The sequence below is a fragment of the Sphingobacterium detergens genome (genome assembly GCF_003610355.1).
Lineage (GTDB): Bacteria > Bacteroidota > Bacteroidia > Sphingobacteriales > Sphingobacteriaceae > Sphingobacterium > Sphingobacterium detergens.
Map to the genome: position 1 here is coordinate 866,563 of NZ_RAPY01000002.1, position 18,261 is coordinate 884,823.

12 protein-coding genes are annotated in these 18,261 nt (G+C 37.6%); 4 read left to right on the forward strand and 8 right to left on the reverse strand.

What is annotated here, in order from left to right; all coding sequences use genetic code 11:
* Positions 1-102: 102 nt before the first annotated feature.
* Positions 103-1,263, reverse strand: a complete 1,161-nt coding sequence (locus DFQ12_RS15575) for a PepSY-associated TM helix domain-containing protein (protein ID WP_120259962.1) — start codon at positions 1,261-1,263, stop codon at positions 103-105.
* A gap of 6 nt (positions 1,264-1,269) precedes the next feature.
* Positions 1,270-3,579: a TonB-dependent siderophore receptor gene (locus DFQ12_RS15580; protein ID WP_120259963.1), complete on the reverse strand. Its 2,310-nt coding sequence runs from the start codon at positions 3,577-3,579 to the stop codon at positions 1,270-1,272.
* A gap of 112 nt (positions 3,580-3,691) precedes the next feature.
* Between DFQ12_RS15580 and DFQ12_RS15585 the strand changes: the two genes are divergently transcribed.
* The gene (locus tag DFQ12_RS15585; RefSeq protein WP_120259964.1) at positions 3,692-4,657 is read left to right on the forward strand and encodes a helix-turn-helix domain-containing protein; all 966 of its coding nucleotides are present in this window, start codon (positions 3,692-3,694) and stop codon (positions 4,655-4,657) included.
* A gap of 98 nt (positions 4,658-4,755) precedes the next feature.
* Positions 4,756-6,966, forward strand: a complete 2,211-nt coding sequence (locus DFQ12_RS15590) for a TlpA family protein disulfide reductase (protein WP_120259965.1) — start codon at positions 4,756-4,758, stop codon at positions 6,964-6,966.
* A gap of 25 nt (positions 6,967-6,991) precedes the next feature.
* Here the strand turns inward: DFQ12_RS15590 and DFQ12_RS15595 are convergent, their stop codons facing one another.
* The 4 genes from DFQ12_RS15595 to DFQ12_RS15610 all read right to left on the reverse strand — a co-directional run bounded on the left by DFQ12_RS15595 (position 6,992) and on the right by DFQ12_RS15610 (position 10,983).
* The gene (locus tag DFQ12_RS15595; RefSeq protein WP_120259966.1) at positions 6,992-7,846 is read right to left on the reverse strand and encodes a DUF695 domain-containing protein; all 855 of its coding nucleotides are present in this window, start codon (positions 7,844-7,846) and stop codon (positions 6,992-6,994) included.
* A 402-nt stretch (positions 7,847-8,248) separates the two neighbouring features.
* A complete protein-coding gene (locus DFQ12_RS15600; protein WP_120259967.1) occupies positions 8,249-9,052 on the reverse strand; it encodes a hypothetical protein in 804 nt (267 codons plus the stop codon).
* A 126-nt stretch (positions 9,053-9,178) separates the two neighbouring features.
* Positions 9,179-10,135, reverse strand: a complete 957-nt coding sequence (locus tag DFQ12_RS15605) for a hypothetical protein (protein WP_120259968.1) — start codon at positions 10,133-10,135, stop codon at positions 9,179-9,181.
* Between the two features lie 62 nt (positions 10,136-10,197).
* Positions 10,198-10,983: a lipase family alpha/beta hydrolase gene (locus DFQ12_RS15610; protein WP_120259969.1), complete on the reverse strand. Its 786-nt coding sequence runs from the start codon at positions 10,981-10,983 to the stop codon at positions 10,198-10,200.
* Positions 10,984-11,537: 554 nt separating this feature from the next.
* On the opposite strand from DFQ12_RS15610, the gene DFQ12_RS15615 reads away from it, so the two are divergent.
* On the forward strand, positions 11,538-12,551 hold the full coding sequence (locus DFQ12_RS15615; RefSeq protein ID WP_120259970.1) for a PDDEXK nuclease domain-containing protein: 1,014 nt from the start codon (positions 11,538-11,540) through the stop codon (positions 12,549-12,551).
* 16 nt (positions 12,552-12,567) lie between these two features.
* On the opposite strand, the gene DFQ12_RS15620 is transcribed toward DFQ12_RS15615, so the two are convergent.
* Positions 12,568-13,587 carry an SseB family protein gene (locus DFQ12_RS15620; RefSeq protein ID WP_120259971.1) on the reverse strand — a complete coding sequence of 340 codons (1,020 nt, stop codon included), beginning with the start codon at positions 13,585-13,587 and terminating at the stop codon, positions 12,568-12,570.
* A gap of 468 nt (positions 13,588-14,055) precedes the next feature.
* Here DFQ12_RS15620 and DFQ12_RS15625 point away from each other — a divergent pair, with 468 nt between their 5' ends.
* Positions 14,056-15,795, forward strand: a complete 1,740-nt coding sequence (locus DFQ12_RS15625; protein WP_147420432.1) for a hypothetical protein — start codon at positions 14,056-14,058, stop codon at positions 15,793-15,795.
* A gap of 157 nt (positions 15,796-15,952) precedes the next feature.
* Here the strand turns inward: DFQ12_RS15625 and DFQ12_RS15630 are convergent, their stop codons facing one another.
* The gene (locus tag DFQ12_RS15630; protein WP_120259973.1) at positions 15,953-18,256 is read right to left on the reverse strand and encodes a glycoside hydrolase family 3 protein; all 2,304 of its coding nucleotides are present in this window, start codon (positions 18,254-18,256) and stop codon (positions 15,953-15,955) included.
* Between the last annotated feature and the right edge of the window lie 5 nt (positions 18,257-18,261).

The following is an 18,261-nucleotide window of genomic DNA, read 5'->3' on the forward strand; positions in this document are numbered from 1 at the left end:
GAATAGATATCGAGCAATAAAAACGAGTTAGTGCCCCAATATGGGATGGTGTTACGATAAGCTAGACATTGCATTTATTCAACAGAGTCAAGAGCATGTTCATTAGCGGATAAAGTTACCCGTTGTATTTTTTGCTTTGTTTTTTCTTCGTTTGCCCCACCAGATTAAGAAACCAGTGATGGGCAACGTTGTACTGATGAGTCCGGCTATAAAGGTAGAAAGCTTCCCAATCTGACCAAACCATTGCCCCATATGGAGTTGCCATACCCAATTCTCCACCTTATTGTGTATATGCTCTTCTTTTTTTATAAGATAGGGGGATCCGGAATATTTGTCAAAGTAATAAGTATAATTGTTTTCGTCGCTTTTCAAGCCAGCACGATCTGCAAGATTGAAGGCAAATACGCCTGATTTTTTGTAATCATATACCCAATATTTGATCACTTTTTTCTGTGGTTGTACTTTAAATAGTTGATCCATCAGTGGGAAAGCATCTATAAAATGTTTGGTCTTATCCGTTTTTGGGAGATCACGATGCCAATCGACAGCGGTAGCTCCAAGAGATTTCATTGTCAGGTTCATCATGGGTTGAAAGAAAATAATTAATCCGGTCATCCCAAGTATAAAACATAAAATTAAGGAGTAGAAACCAAAAACATTGTGGATGTCATAGTTAAATCGCTTGAATTTGGCTTTCCATCGTACGGTAAAGCTGGCTTTTCGGGTGGTTTTGGTCCAACGTCTGGGCCACCAAAGAATTAACCCCGTTAATGTGCTAATGACGAAAATAATGGTCGATAAAATGACAATCCAACCCCCAATAGATCCTAACTTCATATGGGCGTGCAGATGTGCCATAATAAAGAAAAAATGAATTGTCTTGTCGTATTTCAGGATCTCACCGGTATATGGATTCATGTAGATCATCGATAGCCGGATATTCTTGGGGTCGAAACCGTTGATTATAACACTACGGTCGGGGGCATTGTAATAAAGGACATAGGATGGCAAGATCCCTGGTATTTTTTTCTTCTGTATCTCCAGCAGTTGTTCTAATGTCAGCTTTTTTTCCGCGTTTGGTGTGATATACTTTGCTGATCCTGCAGAAGCTTCGATGATCTCGTCCGAATATACGATAATGGTGCCCGTGAGGCATACAAAAACCACAATCAAGCCCGATACCACACTTGGCCAGAGGTGTAACCAATTGACCAAGCGTAATAACGTGCTTTTCTTCTTTTCTTTTTTCTGATAAGCGTTCATAGAAACTTAAAATCGATAAGATACGGTTCCCAATATGGTTTTTGTAGGTTGTGCATACAACCAGAAATTGGTGGTCATATAATGTACATTTGTTAGGTTGTTGCCTTTTAAGCTTAGCCTGAACTGATCCCTTTCGTAAAAGAGATTGGCATCCAACAAAAAGTAGCCCGGCATTTTAAAGGTATTGAAATCGTCTCCATAAAAACCATCGGAATAGTTACCGCCGACCCCCAATCCAAATCCTTTCAGATGTCCGGATTGAATGCTATAGCTCGTCCAGAAGTTGCCTACGTTGAATGGGGTGCCCTGAGGTCTATTGCCTATGGTCTTTTCATCACCTTCGGTAAATTTGGAGTCGTTATAGCCGTATCCCAAAATGAGGTGAAAGCCTGCAAATGGATTGGCCGTAATGTCAAACTCGAACCCGCGACTTAGTCGTTTGCCATTCTGAACGGTCGATGTTTTGCCATTTTCAGCTACAACAGAGAAAGGTACATTCTTTACGTTGATATTATAGTAAGAGGCATTACCATGTAGTTTTTTATTAAAGAGTTCGTATTTAAAACCAAATTCATATTGATTGGCCTCCTGTGGTTTGATCGTTGCAGCATTGAATTGCACACTCTCGATCATTAAATAGCCATTGTTGAAACCGTTGGTATAATTCCCAAATAGGGAAAGCTGATCCGAAAGAACCTCATAAACGGCACCAAATTTTGGAGAGAAATAAGTTTCTTCGAAATCAGATACTAAATTTTTATAGCGGTCCATACGTAGTCCTGCATTCAGGTGAAGACGATTGTTCAGGCTGAAGACATTTGAGAGGTATACCCCATAAGTCTGAAATTTTGTGTTGATTTCGCTTTCTGCCGCAGAACCAAACATTGTCTCAACCTTGGACATATTAATTGTAGGTGTGGTTCCAAAGCGGTCTACCTTGTCATAAAAATTCAGCATCTTACGTGTCGTTAGATATTTATCGTTGTTGTAGTCTACACCGATCAATATCTTATTTTTCCAACTTTCGCCGGTATAAGTGCCTACAAAATTTTGTTGTAAACTGGTTGAGACGAAATGGCTGGGGATACGCATAATTCTTCGCCCAATGGTATCTTGTGTTAAGGGAACTACAAAGAGATAATCGGATTTGTTCGTTGTATTTGCACTGGATACAACAGTCTGTGAATTCCAATGATCGGACATTTTATAGTCCGCAGTGGCCAGCATATTCAGTACATTGGATTTCATGGTCAGGTCATTGGAAGAAAATGATTTCTTGACATCCCAGTTGAAATCCTTCAAGCTATTGAATCCCTTAGGAAGATAGCCAACAGCAATCATGTTACGCTCGTTCTGGCTTAATTCAGCTTCGATATTTAAGGTCAACCTATCGTTGACTAGAAAGCGGAGGGCGGGCGCAATGAAAGTGGTGTTGTCTAATCCAAAATCTTGGAAGGTCTTCCCACGTTGGAATGCGCCGTTCACACGAAATAAGACGGTTTTACTATCATTGACAGGGGTATTGAAATCAAGGGTCAATCGGCTTAGATCATAAGCACCGTAGCTCAAACTCACATCACCAAAAGTGTACGGCTTGGGTTTCTTGGTCACCAAATTGATCATTCCACCATAAGAGATCTCTGTGCTACTTCCAAATAGCGTGCCCGCAGGGCCTTTAATGACCTCGATAGCCTCTATGTTAGCGAGGTCAGCCATCGTCGTTGTACTGGTCCGATAGCCATTTCGTAATGAGCCTGCCCCCGTGGAAAAACCACGCATCCGCGCGATTACGGTGAACCCGCCTGCACCTAAGCCATTCGTTACATTGGCAATACCAGGTGCTGCTAGCAACGCTCCTTTCATATCAGTCACTGAACGTTCCTTGAGCAATTCGCTAGGGATAATATTATAAGTCTGTGAGGTTTCTAAGTTTTCCTGTTCGACCTTACCTACTGTGTTGGTTTGCTTTTCGGCAAATTTCATTGAAGCACTTACGGTAATCTCATCCAAAAGGTGATGTTTATTTCCGATATAGACAGTATATTGTTTTAAACCATTGAAAGATAGCTTCTCTTCATAACTCTCGTTGTTGTAACGAATCAACAAAGTGTAAGGTTTGAATTCTGTAAATTCTAATTCCATCCGACCGTTCTTGTCTGTTACTAGTTCTTGATTGTTTTCCATTACCTTTACTGAAGCAGTAGGGACGGGGTTATACGAAAAGTCGAGAATACGTACGAGAACCTTGCTGGATTGCGCATGGGACAACTGTGCGAAGACAACAAATAGAAATATAATATAGTAGGACTTATTCATTTGTATTTAGATTAATTATTAACAACGGCAAAATTATCCCTAATTTCACACAGTTTTCTACGAAATATGGATTTGAAAACCTACGATTTTGATACCTTAAGAGAAATTGCACATGAAACCACTAAAGGAACGATATAATCTCAAGTATTTGCGGAATAAGCAAAAAATGGTGTATCAGGAAAATGATTTTAGCGAATGCTTTTTCAAGGTAAATTTTTATAATATTCCTATTCAGGAACGTTTTATTATTAATGACGACTTTATCATCATTAATTCTTCGGCTGAAGTTGGTCATCCTGTTACTGTGCCTGTCTTGTTGGAAGACGGTGTATTTAAAGTACAGTTTGAATTGGAAGGATATTCAAAGTATACCGATGGAGATACCACAATTGAAATTCATGAGGATTGTTTCAATCTGTTTTATCTGCCTCGCGTCAATGGCAAGTTACATTATAAAAAGAACCGTAAATGTGTCGATATCATGTTTGACAAGGCTTGGTTTGAACGAGAGGTATACCGGAAGTTTCCGGGGTATGCCGGATTCGTTGACTCGCTCAAAATCAATAAACCCACGCTCTTGTTCCGTGAATCCCTACCAATCCGGGCGGATATTAAACAGTTGTTGTATAGTCTTTTGAATTGCAATCTGCATAGTGATTTAAAATCAAGTTTTTATAGGATCAAGATTGACGAGTTATTATTATTAATACTGTCCTGTCTGGAAGAGTATCAACTGGTTGCGCCTAAAGTTACGAGCCTTTCAAATGATGAGAAGATCATACAGGTCAAAAATTGGATTGCGCAGCAAGAAATCGGAAATATTCGGTTGAAAGAAATTGAAGAATTATTTAATGTGTCAATAAAAGTGCTCAATGCAGGTTTCCAAAAATATGAGGGTTGTTCGATAGCACAATATCTGCGCAAACTGCAAATGGAAAAAGCCTTCATTTTACTAAAAGAGAGGGGATACAGCGTCAATGAGGTTTCCAAGCTATTACGGTATAGCTATCCGCAGCATTTTACAACGGCTTTTACCAAATATTTTGGCTATTCGCCCAAAGAGCTGAAGAATAGTTGAATGGTCTTTTGCTTTATATATTTTTTAATTGGAGCATATCTTGTATCGACATAGAATTTTTATTAATTTTAGAGATAACCATGTAAAACTATTTTTTGATGAGAAGAATATTATTCGTATTTCTGTTGCTGAATTCAGTGTGTTTCGGCCAACAGAACGTTAATTATAAGATAACCGAGGAATCCATGTCTGAAGGGAAGCTTATACAGTCCAAATCGACCTTTTTTACATTGTCTGCTAACAAATCCGCTTCAAAAAAAGACTTTCCGTCAGAAATAACGATTAAAGCTGTAGAATATAAGGATTCCCGTAATCCATTTTTCTTTTCCAGTTTTCATCCTGACAGTAACCAAAATGTTTTGTCTTCCAGCATACTGGTTGATATTTTGATGAACTTACAACAGCCTATTCGATTCAATTTTCAGCATCAAGAGACCATTGTTGATACTTCTTCACTTAGAAAAGAGATCCTGTTAAAGGCCAGGGACTGGCAGTTATCAGACGATATCACAGAGATGGTAAGGAATAATGTTATGGTAGGAGCACGGTTCCTTTGTAGCAAACTAAATTACCAGTATCTAGACAAAGGTCTGATAAAGAGACTCCAATCCGAACCTATACTCGTCAAAAGCGAACGTTATCAATTAACTAGAAGTGATAAGAAAAATTTGTACCTAGATTTTAGGGATACATCAGGTATTTCGGATGGAGAGCTTGTCGTTGATAAGAAAACACTTCAGCCTATCATGTTTTCACGAAGAAGTGAGCATATCCAAGATAATCATTCATTTATCACGACCACTATCATGCAGATGTTGGATACGAATGTATCCAGTACTTACGATCAAACCTATGCGGAGATGTTGTTGTCGGGTAGTTTTGTTAGTAAGGCACTTTATACAAACGAAGCAATTGATAGTGTGAAGGTCATGAAATACATCATTAAAAATGAGGCTATTTTTACGAATGATAGAACATTCGTAAAGAAAAAGTTAGATCTACTTCAGCAGATTAAAAACTATAAATTATATGATCTGAGTTTGAACGATGTGCCGGTCAACTTGCTTTCGGGTACACATCATCTTTCAAACTTTCTCTTCAATGGATCTATATCAAGGGATAAATTTATAACCGTAATACCGTTATTAGACAACGAAAAACGATATAATTGGATTCAGAATGTTTTATATCAACAGCTGGGGCGTCCAGCTGCCACAGGAGTATTGTCTTCTGATGAACAAGCCGATTTATTAATAAATCATTTTTCCGAAATTGAGAAGCAATATACCTATCCGATGATTTTGGGGCAACGGATTATACAACAGGCAGATGATCTGTCACAAGCTAAAAAATTGCTTGAAGAGTTAATGAACCTTAACGATGCTTATTGGATCAATGGAAACGTTGGGAGATATGCGCTACTGGCCTATCAGCGTTTGGTTTCTGTAGATCCGGACTATACCCACCAATTGCTAAAGGATATTATTTCAAGATTAACAGTGCTTTATAATGCCGATAAGACCGAGCATCGAAATATAACCCGTGCACATCTTGCTACAGCTAACTATTTGGCCTACGAAATGACCAGTAAAAGCAATAAGGAAGCCGCCTTGAACTATTTGGAGAAAGCGGCTCTGTACTCACCAAAAAATCAGGCGGAGACTGCGTACAACTCGTCTTACGATATTATATTTTTGAAATCTAAGAAAAGCTATTCGGAAGATTATCTTACAGAATTGGCTGCGGGCGGTAAGAAAGATGTCGCTTTACAGAAATATATCGATGAGTTTTTGACCGTTCAGGGAACAAGCTATAAGGGGTTACGTGATTTTTACCAGCATTATTATCCAGAACAGAAATTCAGTGAGTTTTTCATTCAGAAGGTCATTCCACAATTACCCGATGCACCAGATTTTGCTTTGGGGAATCTGGAGAACAGCAAAATTGCAAAGGCTGACCTGAAAGGTAAATGGACATTGGTTGACTTTTGGGGAACTTGGTGCGGCCCCTGTGTCGCAGAGATGCCTAAACTCAATAGTTTTTATGAGCACTTGAAAACTGATAAATTGAAGTCGGACAAAATTGGTTTTATGAGTATTGCATGTAATGATGCTGCAGACAAAGTGAAAAACTTTCTTGCTAAAAACAATTACATTATACCGGTGCTGATGTCAGATGGTCAGGTGGAAAAAAACTTTAAAGTCAGGGGGTATCCAAGCAAGTATATTTTAACACCGGGCGGGAAGCTGATCGCTATGCCATTCGGTTTTGACTGGCAACCTCTGTTGGAAGAAGTCGCAACTTTCTGATGTCACTTTCGTAGTTTGAGGACGTTTATTCATCTTGGATTTTCTTTCTGAAATCACGATATAAGTCCCAGTTTTTGTCCGTTGAAATTTTATAGTTAAATTCTTTTATTTTTTTTGAATCCTTTATGCTGTTGAAGACTTTTGTCGCACCTATTTTGTCGTTTGTTACAATATAAAAATTCCTTATACCGCTGTGTGTATCTCGAAAAACATAGTAATATTTGATGTTATTTTCTTTTAGGTACATTTCAATAGTATGCTCAAATTGGTCTAATTCATTAAGTTCCTCATTCGTTGGCAACATTGTCTTTGACGCGTTGCTTACAAAAGCTGTCGTTACTTTTACAAAGTTGCAAAATTCTGCTTTATGAGGAAATCTATCAAAAGCCGTATTTCCAACTAGTAAATAAGGAAGATCGTCTTTTGAATTATCAATAGTTTTAAATTCTTCGGGTACTACGTAGGTATCCCGTTGTATTGGTTGACCTTTGTTTATATTTCCGACATCGAAACCGTCATAAGTGGTTTTATATTTATCAGCTATTTTATAGAGTTCTTTGTCTAGTTCGAATAAGCTTTTTGCATTGTGGATCTCTTGTCGTTCCAGATGCAGCCAATAGCTTTTATCATCAGCCTGAAAAATTTCTACAAATTCAAAATTCTGTTTTTTAAGTTCTTTGGCGATTTGATCGAAATGATCTTTTCTATCTGAGGTGAAAAAATACCCCCAAAGCAATATTGTATCCGTATATACTCCATTTGCTTTCATTTTTGAAAACATTCTTTCGATCTCTTCTAAAGGAATTTTGTAAGATTGGGATTTAGGGCTATTACAAGCGAAAAGCCCTAGCATACATGTCCAAATAAATAAAATTCTCATCTCCCAGTCTGGATATTATTTCTATTGTCAGAAATTAGGTGGTTAAATGCTATCAAATTCTAGTTAAAGTTCAAATATACCAATTCATCCAATTAATGAATAATCTAATCATACCACCAATCCATGATTTCATTGGCAAATGATTCCGGATCTATTTCATGGTTGAGAAAGCCATATCTTATAACAAGATAGCTCGCGATAATCTAGCTGATTTTCCTACTATCGGCGCCCTCTAGTAAGTGTTTTAATAATTTATGCGCTAATGGATCAAATTCATCCGATGGTGCGCCAGGAATTAAATTCCAGGATTTAATGATTTTCCTGATAATTCTTATTTGACTGTTATATTGGTTTTGCAGAAATTTTCTGTCCATATTTTGGTAAATCAGATAATAACATCATTTATTTTTTCATTAATTCTTGAATCAGTTGACTTTCTACCGTTTTTAAGATTCCTTTTGGGTCATCAATAATTATTTGCCCAAAAATATCTTTTTCAATCGAGGCTCTATTTCCTTTATTGTCACTAGCGTTATAGTTTCCAAATATATCTTTTGATACCGTTGTACGATTACCTTTGTTGTCACTTATTTCTAAATTTCCGAATATATCTTTTGATACCTTTGTGCGATTACCTTTATTGTCACTTATTTCTAAATTGTCAAAAATATCTTTTGATACCTTTGTGCGATTACCTTTATTGTCACTTATTTCTAAATTGTCAAAAATATCTTTTGACACCGTTTTGCGATTACCTTTGTTGTCACTTATTTCTAAATTATCGAAAATATCTTTTGATACCGTTGTACGATTACCTTTGTTGTCACTTATTTCTAAATTTCCGAATATATCTTTTGATATCGCTGTACGATTTCCTTTTTTGTCAGTTATTTCTAAATTTCCAAATATATCTTTTGATACGGTTTTGCGATTTCCTTTATTGTCACCAATTTCTAAATTTCCAAATATATCTTTTGATACGGTTGTGTGAATTCTTTTATTATCACTAATCGTTAAATCATTTTTGATGATGTTTAGATCTAAACCATTCGAAATGACTGATTTTATGATCTGCTCTTTGATATGATTAGAAAGCGTATCAGTCAACTCCTTTGAATAATTTTTGTCGGAAGAAATAGCCGCTTTTACTGTCACTATCGAAGAGAATAACAGGGCAAAACTAAATAGGATATATAAGCGTTTCATGTGGCTGTGATTTATGATTAAGATACGCTTTTTTTTGACAAGAATAAATTTTGTCGCATCACATTTTTATTTTATCCAAAACGGTATTTGTATTTATACCGTTATAAATATCTAGCAGAATCTTTTTCAATCATTGTACTGAATTCTCGTGATATCAACACTTTTAACCTTTTTATCTCCTGTCCGCAATATTGACTGCCTATTACTTTCAACAAAATAAGGAACCCCGGGGTCATACCAATATTCAAGATGTTTGTTGTCTGTGATATGGAGTGTTGAGGTTTTGATCATTTCACCCATTTCCTTATCATTGACACCCAATTGTGTGAAAAGATTAGTAAAGTATGTTTTAGCATCTTCGGGATTCAAGGCTGATGTTTGAACGATTGTGCAATAATTATCATCCCTGCTCGCAGCTTTTACGTATACCTGTACATCAGCACGTAAGGCGGTATTTCCAAAAAGATTGCTGAATTCGTCCTCATAATACAAAGTATCCGCAATCGGATAGGCATTGCCAAATGGAAGGTGAAATAGAAGGATATCCTTCGCGACCATTTGTTCAACCATCTCCTTTGAACTGAATATTTTATTAAGAGCCTGAAGTATTTTTCCAGTTTGTTCTGATGACATTTTACCAGATTTTTCCAAATTTTTGGAAATGGTACTATAAATGCTCAGTGTTCTGTTTTTAATTTCTTCCAGATTTTCGAGCCCCACAAATTGTCCAACTTCGTCTGTCTTATAAGTTACTTCCATAACCATATCTTTTGCGATACCTTTTATCAAATTGGCTGTGGAATCATCGGAATTTGTGAACTGCGACAAATCTATGTCATAAGCCCATTTAATTCTGTAACCCGTGTCGGATGAATCCAATACAGTAAAAGTGGCTTGGAAGGAAGTTGATACATTTTTTATCGGTTCGTCCTCTTGCCATTGTTGCTGTATTTTTGTGATTGTAAAATTATATGAATCTCCTGTTGCCCAATAGGCAATAAAAGGGATACTGTCAGCTTTGGTTTGGCCTGCTACTTTTAAAGTAGCGAAGATTAAAAGTAGCAGGAAATAGCTTATTTTCATTTTTTTAAGTAAGATTTAAAACATGGCTTTATGCGCTAATTTATGGTTATTTTTTCAGATGTCTATAGCCCCAATGCCCTTAATCCACTAATGATCCCCAAATAAATTTGTGGTATTTGCAAATTTCCGATATTTCTACGCATTATATCGGTTATAGCAGCATGCGAAATACCTTTTTGCGCACGTATGTGTTCAAACCGATCACCCCAAACGGCATTTTGAAGTGGTATCATTCCGTCATTCTCACCAGCTACTCGTGTTAGGTATTTAAAGGTTAGAGCATATAGCAAATCGTCCTGAGCGGTATTCATTGTTGATGCAAAGCTCTGATAATATACATTTTCCATATTGGGGTTGGACCGATTGAAAGCATGCATTTCTTTTACGCTTAGATTCCGTATCAATTCCGTCGGATTAGGCGATTGGCCACCAAGTAAGAATGAAATCCGTTGTACAAGTTTTTTTGTAATGGAGTCTCCAGATAGATGTTTTTCCATTAAATAGTCTGCTATAGGTGTGCCCAAATGTGGGGTTGATAGCGTACTTAGAGATGCGACTATTTCATGTCCACCTAGTGTTGAAATAAAGTGCCGAGCGTCTATTCCGCCCTTGGAATGAGCGATCAGGTTAAATTTTTCAGCCCCCGTTGTTTCTACAAGCCTCAACAGATTTGCTTTTAATAGCTGTGCGTTATTGGAAACATTAGCCCAGCCATCTGTTTTTCCGTAATAAAATAGAATGTTGTTGTCTCTAAAAGCCTTTGGAATTCTTCCCCAAAACAAACTGTTGTCTCTGGCAGCTGTACCATGGATAAGAACAATGGGATATTTTAACCTAAGATCTGTCATTTGAGAAAAGTCTTACTAAAGCTATGATTTAAACGCTAATATTTATAATTCAATCAAAAATTGTCAATTTTTTTGAAAAATAATAAAGATTTATACCATGTATGATTATCTAATGAAATCAGAGAAAAATATGGAAGATGATTTTTCATAAGTGAAGGAATCAAAAGATCTAATCTAAAATCTCCTCGTATGTAAGTGTATTTGTATCTTTTAGCACACTGATTTGTACGAAGTACGCCTTTTTTAAGCCCAATAGATATTTTTCAGTTATTTTCATTTACTTTTCTTCTAGTAAGGTGAAGTTAATTAAACTTTATGATATCGCAGGTATATCAACTTGTTAAACGATTGACTTATTTGATGTGTCTGGCGGAGGGAGAACAGGGAGCTATGCGTCTGTTAAATGTCGTTTAATAGGTTTTTAAGGCGGATTATGAGGTTTAATAAAAAGCATTTGAAAATATGTTTTTGCTAAAATAATTAGTATTTTAATTTGTGTTTAGCTATCTTTGTATTATTCACTTACAGAAGTAATACCAATTAAATAGATAATTATGTTATCAGATCAAACTTTAATATCGGACATAAAGGCGATTATTTCCAAATCCAGAGACAATGCTATTCGTGCTGTCGATCATCAGCGTACATTGATGTATTGGCATATCGGCAAACGTATTTTCGAAGAGGAGCAACAAGGTAAGGATAGGGCTGATTATGGGAAATACATCATAAAATATCTTTCAGAGGAGCTGCAACCTGAGTTTGGTAGTGGTTTTTCCGCTAGACAGTTGAATTGGTACCGCCAGTTTTATCGCACCTTTCCAATTGTGTCTACACTGTGGACACAATTGAGTTGGAGTCAATACAAGCTACTTTTAAGTCTTAATAGCGAGGAACAGCGAGAGTTTTATGTCGCCGAAACCATAAAGAATAACTGGACTGTCCGACAGCTTGAGCGGCAGATCAATACCAATCTATATGAACGCCTATTACTTAGTAACGATAAAGAAAGTGTGTTGGCTGTTGCAAAAAGAGAAAAGATGCCTTCCGATGCTAAAGAGATCATCAAAGATCCAATGGTACTCGAGTTTTTAGGTTTAAAGCGAGAGAGTGCGTATTATGAAAAAGATCTTGAGGGCGCTATTATCACCCATCTGCAGGAGTTTTTACTGGAATTAGGAAATGGCTTTTCCTTTGTTGCCCGCCAAAAACGTATACATATTGAAGGCGATGAGTTCTTTGTTGATTTAGTTTTTTACAATCGTCTATTGCAAAGCTTTGTGATCATCGAAATCAAGACACACAAATTAACGCATCAGGATATAGGTCAATTGCAAATGTATGTCAATTATTACGATCGTATTGAAAAGCTCCCACATGAGCATCCCACCATTGGTATTTTACTTTGTGCGAGTAAAAATGATGCGGTCGTAAAATTTACCCTTCCCGAAGAACAAAAACAGATCGTAGCCAGTCAATACGAGCTTTACCTGCCTACCGAAAAGCAGTTGCTGGATGAGGTAAATAAAGAACTGGAAAGCTTTGTAAGCAAAGGTGGAGTTGAGTAAATCATGAGATTTTACGCTATCCTACTGCATCTTCAAAAGTTGGTCTTTTACGTTTTCCCGCAATGACATCCCGCACAATGGATGCAATATTTTTATTTATTTTGTCATTCGGTGCCAATTTAATTGCGTTTTCGATTGTCGATAGTGCTTCCGTATCTCTAAAAGCGATAAGCAAATTCATAGCATGATTACCCATCGAAGCGATATCATTAGGGTTTCTTTTCAAAGATTCTTCTGAATAAAATAAAGCTTTATCCAGGTCTTTGATATGCATTGCTTCTGTTGAAGCTTCCATCGGAATCAAATGATTTTCCAGTTCTATATTACATGCAGCTTCAAATTGTTCAAGCGCTTCAGTATGTCGTTCCAATCGTTGTAAAGCCTTGGCCATTAAAAACATACTTTGCCAGTGGTCGGGAACAGTTTCAAGACACTGACGAAAGTCTTGTATTGATTTTTCAAGTTCCTTCGCCTCGTTAGAGGTAATGCCCTTGAAACGTAATCCATCTAGATAGATCAGAGATTCCTGCCTTTCGGCTGCCCGGTCAAATAGCGCATTGAATTCATCCCTTTGTTTCCTTTCCAAGGCCTGAGCATCAATTTTGTCATATATCGACCCATTGAGGAGATCTTCAATAACCTCAGGTGTCAACACTCTACAATGATCTGAATACGGGTTTAGTAGGTAAGTGGATCCTTTGATTCTTTCAAATAGATCCTGGCCTTTAAGACCAAGATAAGTCACATCTTTTTTTATTATGCCTTTATCAAAGATTCTATTTATTGAGGTAAATATAGGTACCTGACCTTCGTCAAAGGTAGCTGCTCTGATATTCACGTATCCTGAATTTTCCATTTTCTCGTCAGAATCAGTTTGGTCTATTGTCAATATATATATGTTATTCCACAATAATTTTTGGAAGAATTCCTTTTGTACAGTGACGTTAGAAGCCGCATCAATTAAGCATTTCTCAAGTTCATTTTCAGGAAATGTACTGTCTGTTTTCTTTTTCTTAAAGATGTCAAATAGCGCCATTCTTTTAGGTAATTAATAGATGTAAAAAATTGGTATAGCCTTAATTTGGAGATCTGAATCTCAGATTTAAGATCTAATATAATATTTCATTTCTCAATTATCTAATTTATTTGTTCTTGGAGCTGATCCGAAAATAGACCATTAAAAATCAAAGATCTGTTACTATCAAATTAGGGGTTTCTCGGCAAATTAAACTGACCTGGCAACTTCGACTAGTTATGATTTTAACCGCTATTGGAATGGTTTTAATCATAATTCAGCTGTTCGCAGTCCTTAACTTTAGGTAGCACCTGGAAAAGTAATTTTGAGAGGCTGATATAAAATAAGGTTTACAGATAGCTTGGTTCTTTTTCTGTGACTATTGCATCATAATTCAAATAGCCACTAGTGATTATCTAAATTATGGAGTAAAACGTTCAATGTATTTCTTGAACTGTGATGAAAAGACCAATTATAAAAAAGAAGTTTATGAAGAAAAATATGCTAAAGCTTACCCACAGAAGCATAAGAAAACAAGTTCCATCATTAAGTTTCAATTTTCCGGAACCCACGACAGGGGGTAAAGTTATGGTTGCAAGGAAAAAGGATAACGGGGAGGGCTGGACTGTTGATTCGTTGGAAGTTATAGGTATCGGATGGTTGTTGTCCTATCGGCAGTATGCAATTGATGAGAGGGAAACCTTCATCTCCCAGGTTTCTGAATCAGTTATTTGTCTTAGTATACGATGGGGAAATGGAGGAGATATTGGATATCGTGATGGAGAAGATAACTCTATTATTGAACAACGAAAAAATTACCTGTTCTGGCAGGGGGATCGCCAGATGGAAGAAAATCTATTATCTGGGGAACATATTTACCTCGATCTTTTTGTCCGACCCGAATGCTTGGCTCATCTGGATGAACATTCCGTCATTAGGAATCTTCTCAATCAGTCCGATAAGAAGCCTTTTGGAGAGATCGAAGGAATAGAGATTTATGTAGATGAACGTATTGATGATTATATAAGTGACTTGCTGACAGAGATTGCTAATAGTGTTCCCGACGTCGAAAGATTCAGCTGCCTTTGCGAGCATCTTTTGATGAAATGTCTAGGAGAATATCACTTGGCTCCGCCTGTAGCTCTACCACAAGAGGTGAAAAAATCTGATGGTATACAGGTATCTTATCAACCAAACGCTGCTGAAAAAAAAATGCTTTTGAAGTTGGATAAAATGGATCGTGCAGCCTTGCTCATGAAATTTGATGAGCTCCTTCAGATGACATCTACGAAGAAAAAAGAACAGAAACAGGAAATAAAGCTTAATGAAACTCTTAAGTCTCTCTCTTTTAGATTGGTCTCGGAATCCAAAACTAGACTGGCTCATTTTTATATCAATTTGGCCCAGTTAATGGAGCTGGAGTATAATAAAGAAACTTTTACTTCCAATGAGCAGGAAATATTGAAAAAGGCAATTTGCGAGACCTGTATCTTATCTTTTGAGCTTGTTCCTGCTACACCTGAACTACTTGTCTTCTATGCAAAATGGTCAAATGATTCTCCCCTGATGAGACCAATAGAAAAAGATCAACTGATAGACATTCTTTCCCGGCTAATGCCATCTAAGAATTTTGATTTTACAAAGGACGATAGCGAGCGAGGGAGAAAATTGCTTGCCGAACAGATCAAAGAAACCTTTGGTTTCAAACCAATGTCCTATTTTACAGGGGAAAAAATGGGTGAAAAACCTCAGGAAATTGCTGAATTGTACAATCGCTTGATGGATAAATGTGCCGAAACACTCGAGCTGACTAAGGATGCCGGAATTCGACGTAGTGACATTGTTCGAGAGCTTGATTCGGCTTATGAAGCGAATGATTTAATTACCTTGTTACAGATAGAAATTGAGCAATTTACCCAAGAACCCAACTACATTGAAAAGCAAGATGCCGAACACCTGAAATGGCTAGTAGTCGCATTGTTATTTTTGGACCAGGACTGTGAAACATTTTCGAAGGAACTAAGAGAAAGCTCGATCTATTCCGACCTCCAGTTGTTCCATGAGCTAGGTGATAGCATGCCGAAATTCAAAAGAGAAATAAAGAGGCAGGCAAACGAATTAGATAGAATAGGTATTCTACTCGCTGAAGAACTAAAAGCTTATTTTGGGAGCGCAGTAAAAGGAGAAATTTTTAAAATCGCCAATTATATTTTAAATAAGAAAGGGTAGGCCACAACAGATAATTTAAATTAAAAAATGTTTGAAAGAGCACTAAAATAAAATTGGAAATTGAACCTGTCCAATTCAATGGACTGAAAAGCCCTGTAAGTAAAGAATTAAAACCGGAGAATAAGATCCGGCTTTAATTCTTTCAGCATTTATTGTATTATTTCCTATATTTTTCGGTTCTTATATCTTTTAACACTCCAGACCAGTTCATTCCGAATCCAAAATCATAACTGTGACCTTCCGTATCTTTATGTACCTGCATATCATAAGGGACATCTTCTTGTTGCTGTTCAACAGTTTTCATATCAGCAGGCATTTGAAGAGGAAGCAGACCCGATGGTTCGTATTTTCCCGATAAAATATCCAGTATAGCTTGGCTTGAAACGTTAAAGTTCATCAGGATTCCATCCGCATGTTTTTCGAATTCGGAAAATATCATTGGTTTTGAAGCCGTTACTGATACAATAACAGGTTTTCCGTTCATCGCTCTATAAGTATTTTGTATTGTTAGCAAATCTGTAAAATTAGATGCCGTAACAGTTTTGTCTTTATAGCTGCGGTTGGTAATGGTAGGGTCAACAACTGGGTCTCCAGCGGCGATACTTTTCTCCCTGCCCTCAGTTGCAGTATAGGTGTTGTATTGAAGAGATACGGGAACATAACCATTTCCGCCATCCTTTCTGTCGATATCACTGTATCCCTCATTTTCGCTGCGCGGACTTTCAACAAAAACCAGTGCAAAATCAGCTTTTGCAGGATCTTCCGTAACGTCATAATATTTTTTTACCATATCGAGATTGACCGGATAATCGAAGGAGGCCTCGGTATATACATTCCACCAGTTAAAAGCCGCGGGAGAATATCTTTTGGGAATATATACTGTTTTTCTTTCCTTAATTGGTAACAATGATCCTTTGTTTTTGAGCATGACGATGGATTTAACCTGAGCTTCATAGCCTGCTTTCATAAATTCAGGATTACCTACAATCTTTTTGGTCTCTTCGACGTTTACGTATGGATTCTCAAATAACCCGGTTCTAAAAATGTTCTTCAATAAGCGGACTGCTGATTGCTCAAAACGGTTGCGCATATATTTTTCACCATGCTCTTTTATCCCCATTTGGTAGGCCTCGAGCACAGGACCTTTGTCATTGTTTCCGCCGAATTGATCTACTCCGGCTTCAAGTACTTTATAATGACGCTCTGCAATAGAAAGTTTCTCCACTCCCCAAGGTTTTCCGGCAAAAGTCCCTGGGGTTTTACCTTCGTCAGCAGTGATCAGCCAGTCTGTGCATACAACACCGTCATAACCATATCGACCACGGAGAAGATCACTTATCAGATATTTGCTGAATCCATTGCCTACGTTTTCACCGTTTTTGGTGTCTTGATTATAACTTATGGTGTAGTAGGGCATCACAGCTGATGCCTCCTCTGTCCCTCCAGGTAAATTAAAGGCTCCTTCTATAAAAGGTTTTAGATGGTTCTGAAAATTATTTCCGGGATATACTGCATATTTACCCATTGCCCAGTGCCCATCACGACCTCCTTCTTCCGGGCCACCGCCGGGCCAGTGCTTGACCATCGCATTCACACTCTGAATACCCCAGCCACTTTTGACAGTGCTTTTGCCCAATGTGGTCTGGAAGCCATCGATATATGCTCTGGCCATATCTTTTGTTAGGTCGGGACTTTCGCTGTACACATAGGCTATCCTGTACCAGCGCGGTTCAGTTGCTAGATCTACCTGTGGAGATAGCGCGGTTGTCAATCCAAGTGCGCGATACTCCTGAGCGGCGATATGTCCAAATTCGCGAACGAGTTCGGGGTCAAAAGTGGCTCCCATGGCCAAGCCGTCAGGCCAGATTGAAATGTTACCTTCGGCACCGGCGCTGAATTCGGCACTTGTTGAAGAGGCATTATGTCTTGGGTCGGATGAATTATTGGCTGGAATACCTGGTCCTAGACCTTCTACATAAGCCTGAAGCTTATTGTTCCATTTCGCTGCGACCTCAGGCGATAGTGTTCCTTTGAGTAACACGTGACGTAGATTGTCGTCCTTTAGGAAATTCTTTTGCTGATCAGTAAGGTCCGAAGCATCGGCGTTGCTCTGAGAAAACACTTTTCCATTATATGTACCCATATAGAATCCTTTTTCTTCCATTGGGATCGCCTGATGCCTACTATAAAGCATCAGACCCGCGATCTCCTCTACGGATAATTTTGAAGCAAGATCTTTGGCCCTTTCTTCTACCGGTAAACGCCAGTCTTCATATTTGTCCAGTTTTCCATTCTTGTTAAGATCTTTGAATTTATTACCACTAATTGTTAGGATCTTAACCCCAGATTCGGTCGAGTAGCCTAAAGTTGGCCCTTTAAAATTATTGATAATTTGAATATTTTGCGAAAATGCTGATGCTGATAAAAACAGAGCAGCGATGTTTAAAACTGTTTTTTTCATTTCTA

What these genes read in the sequence shown, in the direction of transcription:
- DFQ12_RS15575 (WP_120259962.1), bottom strand. Translation starts at nt 1,263, where the DNA reads ATGAACGCTTATCAGAAAAAAGAAAAGAAGAAAAGCACGTTATTACGC.
- DFQ12_RS15630 (WP_120259973.1), bottom strand. Translation starts at nt 18,256, where the DNA reads ATGAAAAAAACAGTTTTAAACATCGCTGCTCTGTTTTTATCAGCATCA.
- DFQ12_RS15585 (WP_120259964.1), top strand. Translation starts at nt 3,692, where the DNA reads ATGAAACCACTAAAGGAACGATATAATCTCAAGTATTTGCGGAATAAG.
- DFQ12_RS15580 (WP_120259963.1), bottom strand. Translation starts at nt 3,579, where the DNA reads ATGAATAAGTCCTACTATATTATATTTCTATTTGTTGTCTTCGCACAG.
- DFQ12_RS15605 (WP_120259968.1), bottom strand. Translation starts at nt 10,135, where the DNA reads ATGAAAATAAGCTATTTCCTGCTACTTTTAATCTTCGCTACTTTAAAA.
- DFQ12_RS15615 (WP_120259970.1), top strand. Translation starts at nt 11,538, where the DNA reads ATGTTATCAGATCAAACTTTAATATCGGACATAAAGGCGATTATTTCC.
- DFQ12_RS15610 (WP_120259969.1), bottom strand. Translation starts at nt 10,983, where the DNA reads ATGACAGATCTTAGGTTAAAATATCCCATTGTTCTTATCCATGGTACA.
- DFQ12_RS15625 (WP_147420432.1), top strand. Translation starts at nt 14,056, where the DNA reads ATGAAGAAAAATATGCTAAAGCTTACCCACAGAAGCATAAGAAAACAA.
- DFQ12_RS15620 (WP_120259971.1), bottom strand. Translation starts at nt 13,587, where the DNA reads ATGGCGCTATTTGACATCTTTAAGAAAAAGAAAACAGACAGTACATTT.
- DFQ12_RS15600 (WP_120259967.1), bottom strand. Translation starts at nt 9,052, where the DNA reads ATGAAACGCTTATATATCCTATTTAGTTTTGCCCTGTTATTCTCTTCG.
- DFQ12_RS15595 (WP_120259966.1), bottom strand. Translation starts at nt 7,846, where the DNA reads ATGAGAATTTTATTTATTTGGACATGTATGCTAGGGCTTTTCGCTTGT.
- DFQ12_RS15590 (WP_120259965.1), top strand. Translation starts at nt 4,756, where the DNA reads ATGAGAAGAATATTATTCGTATTTCTGTTGCTGAATTCAGTGTGTTTC.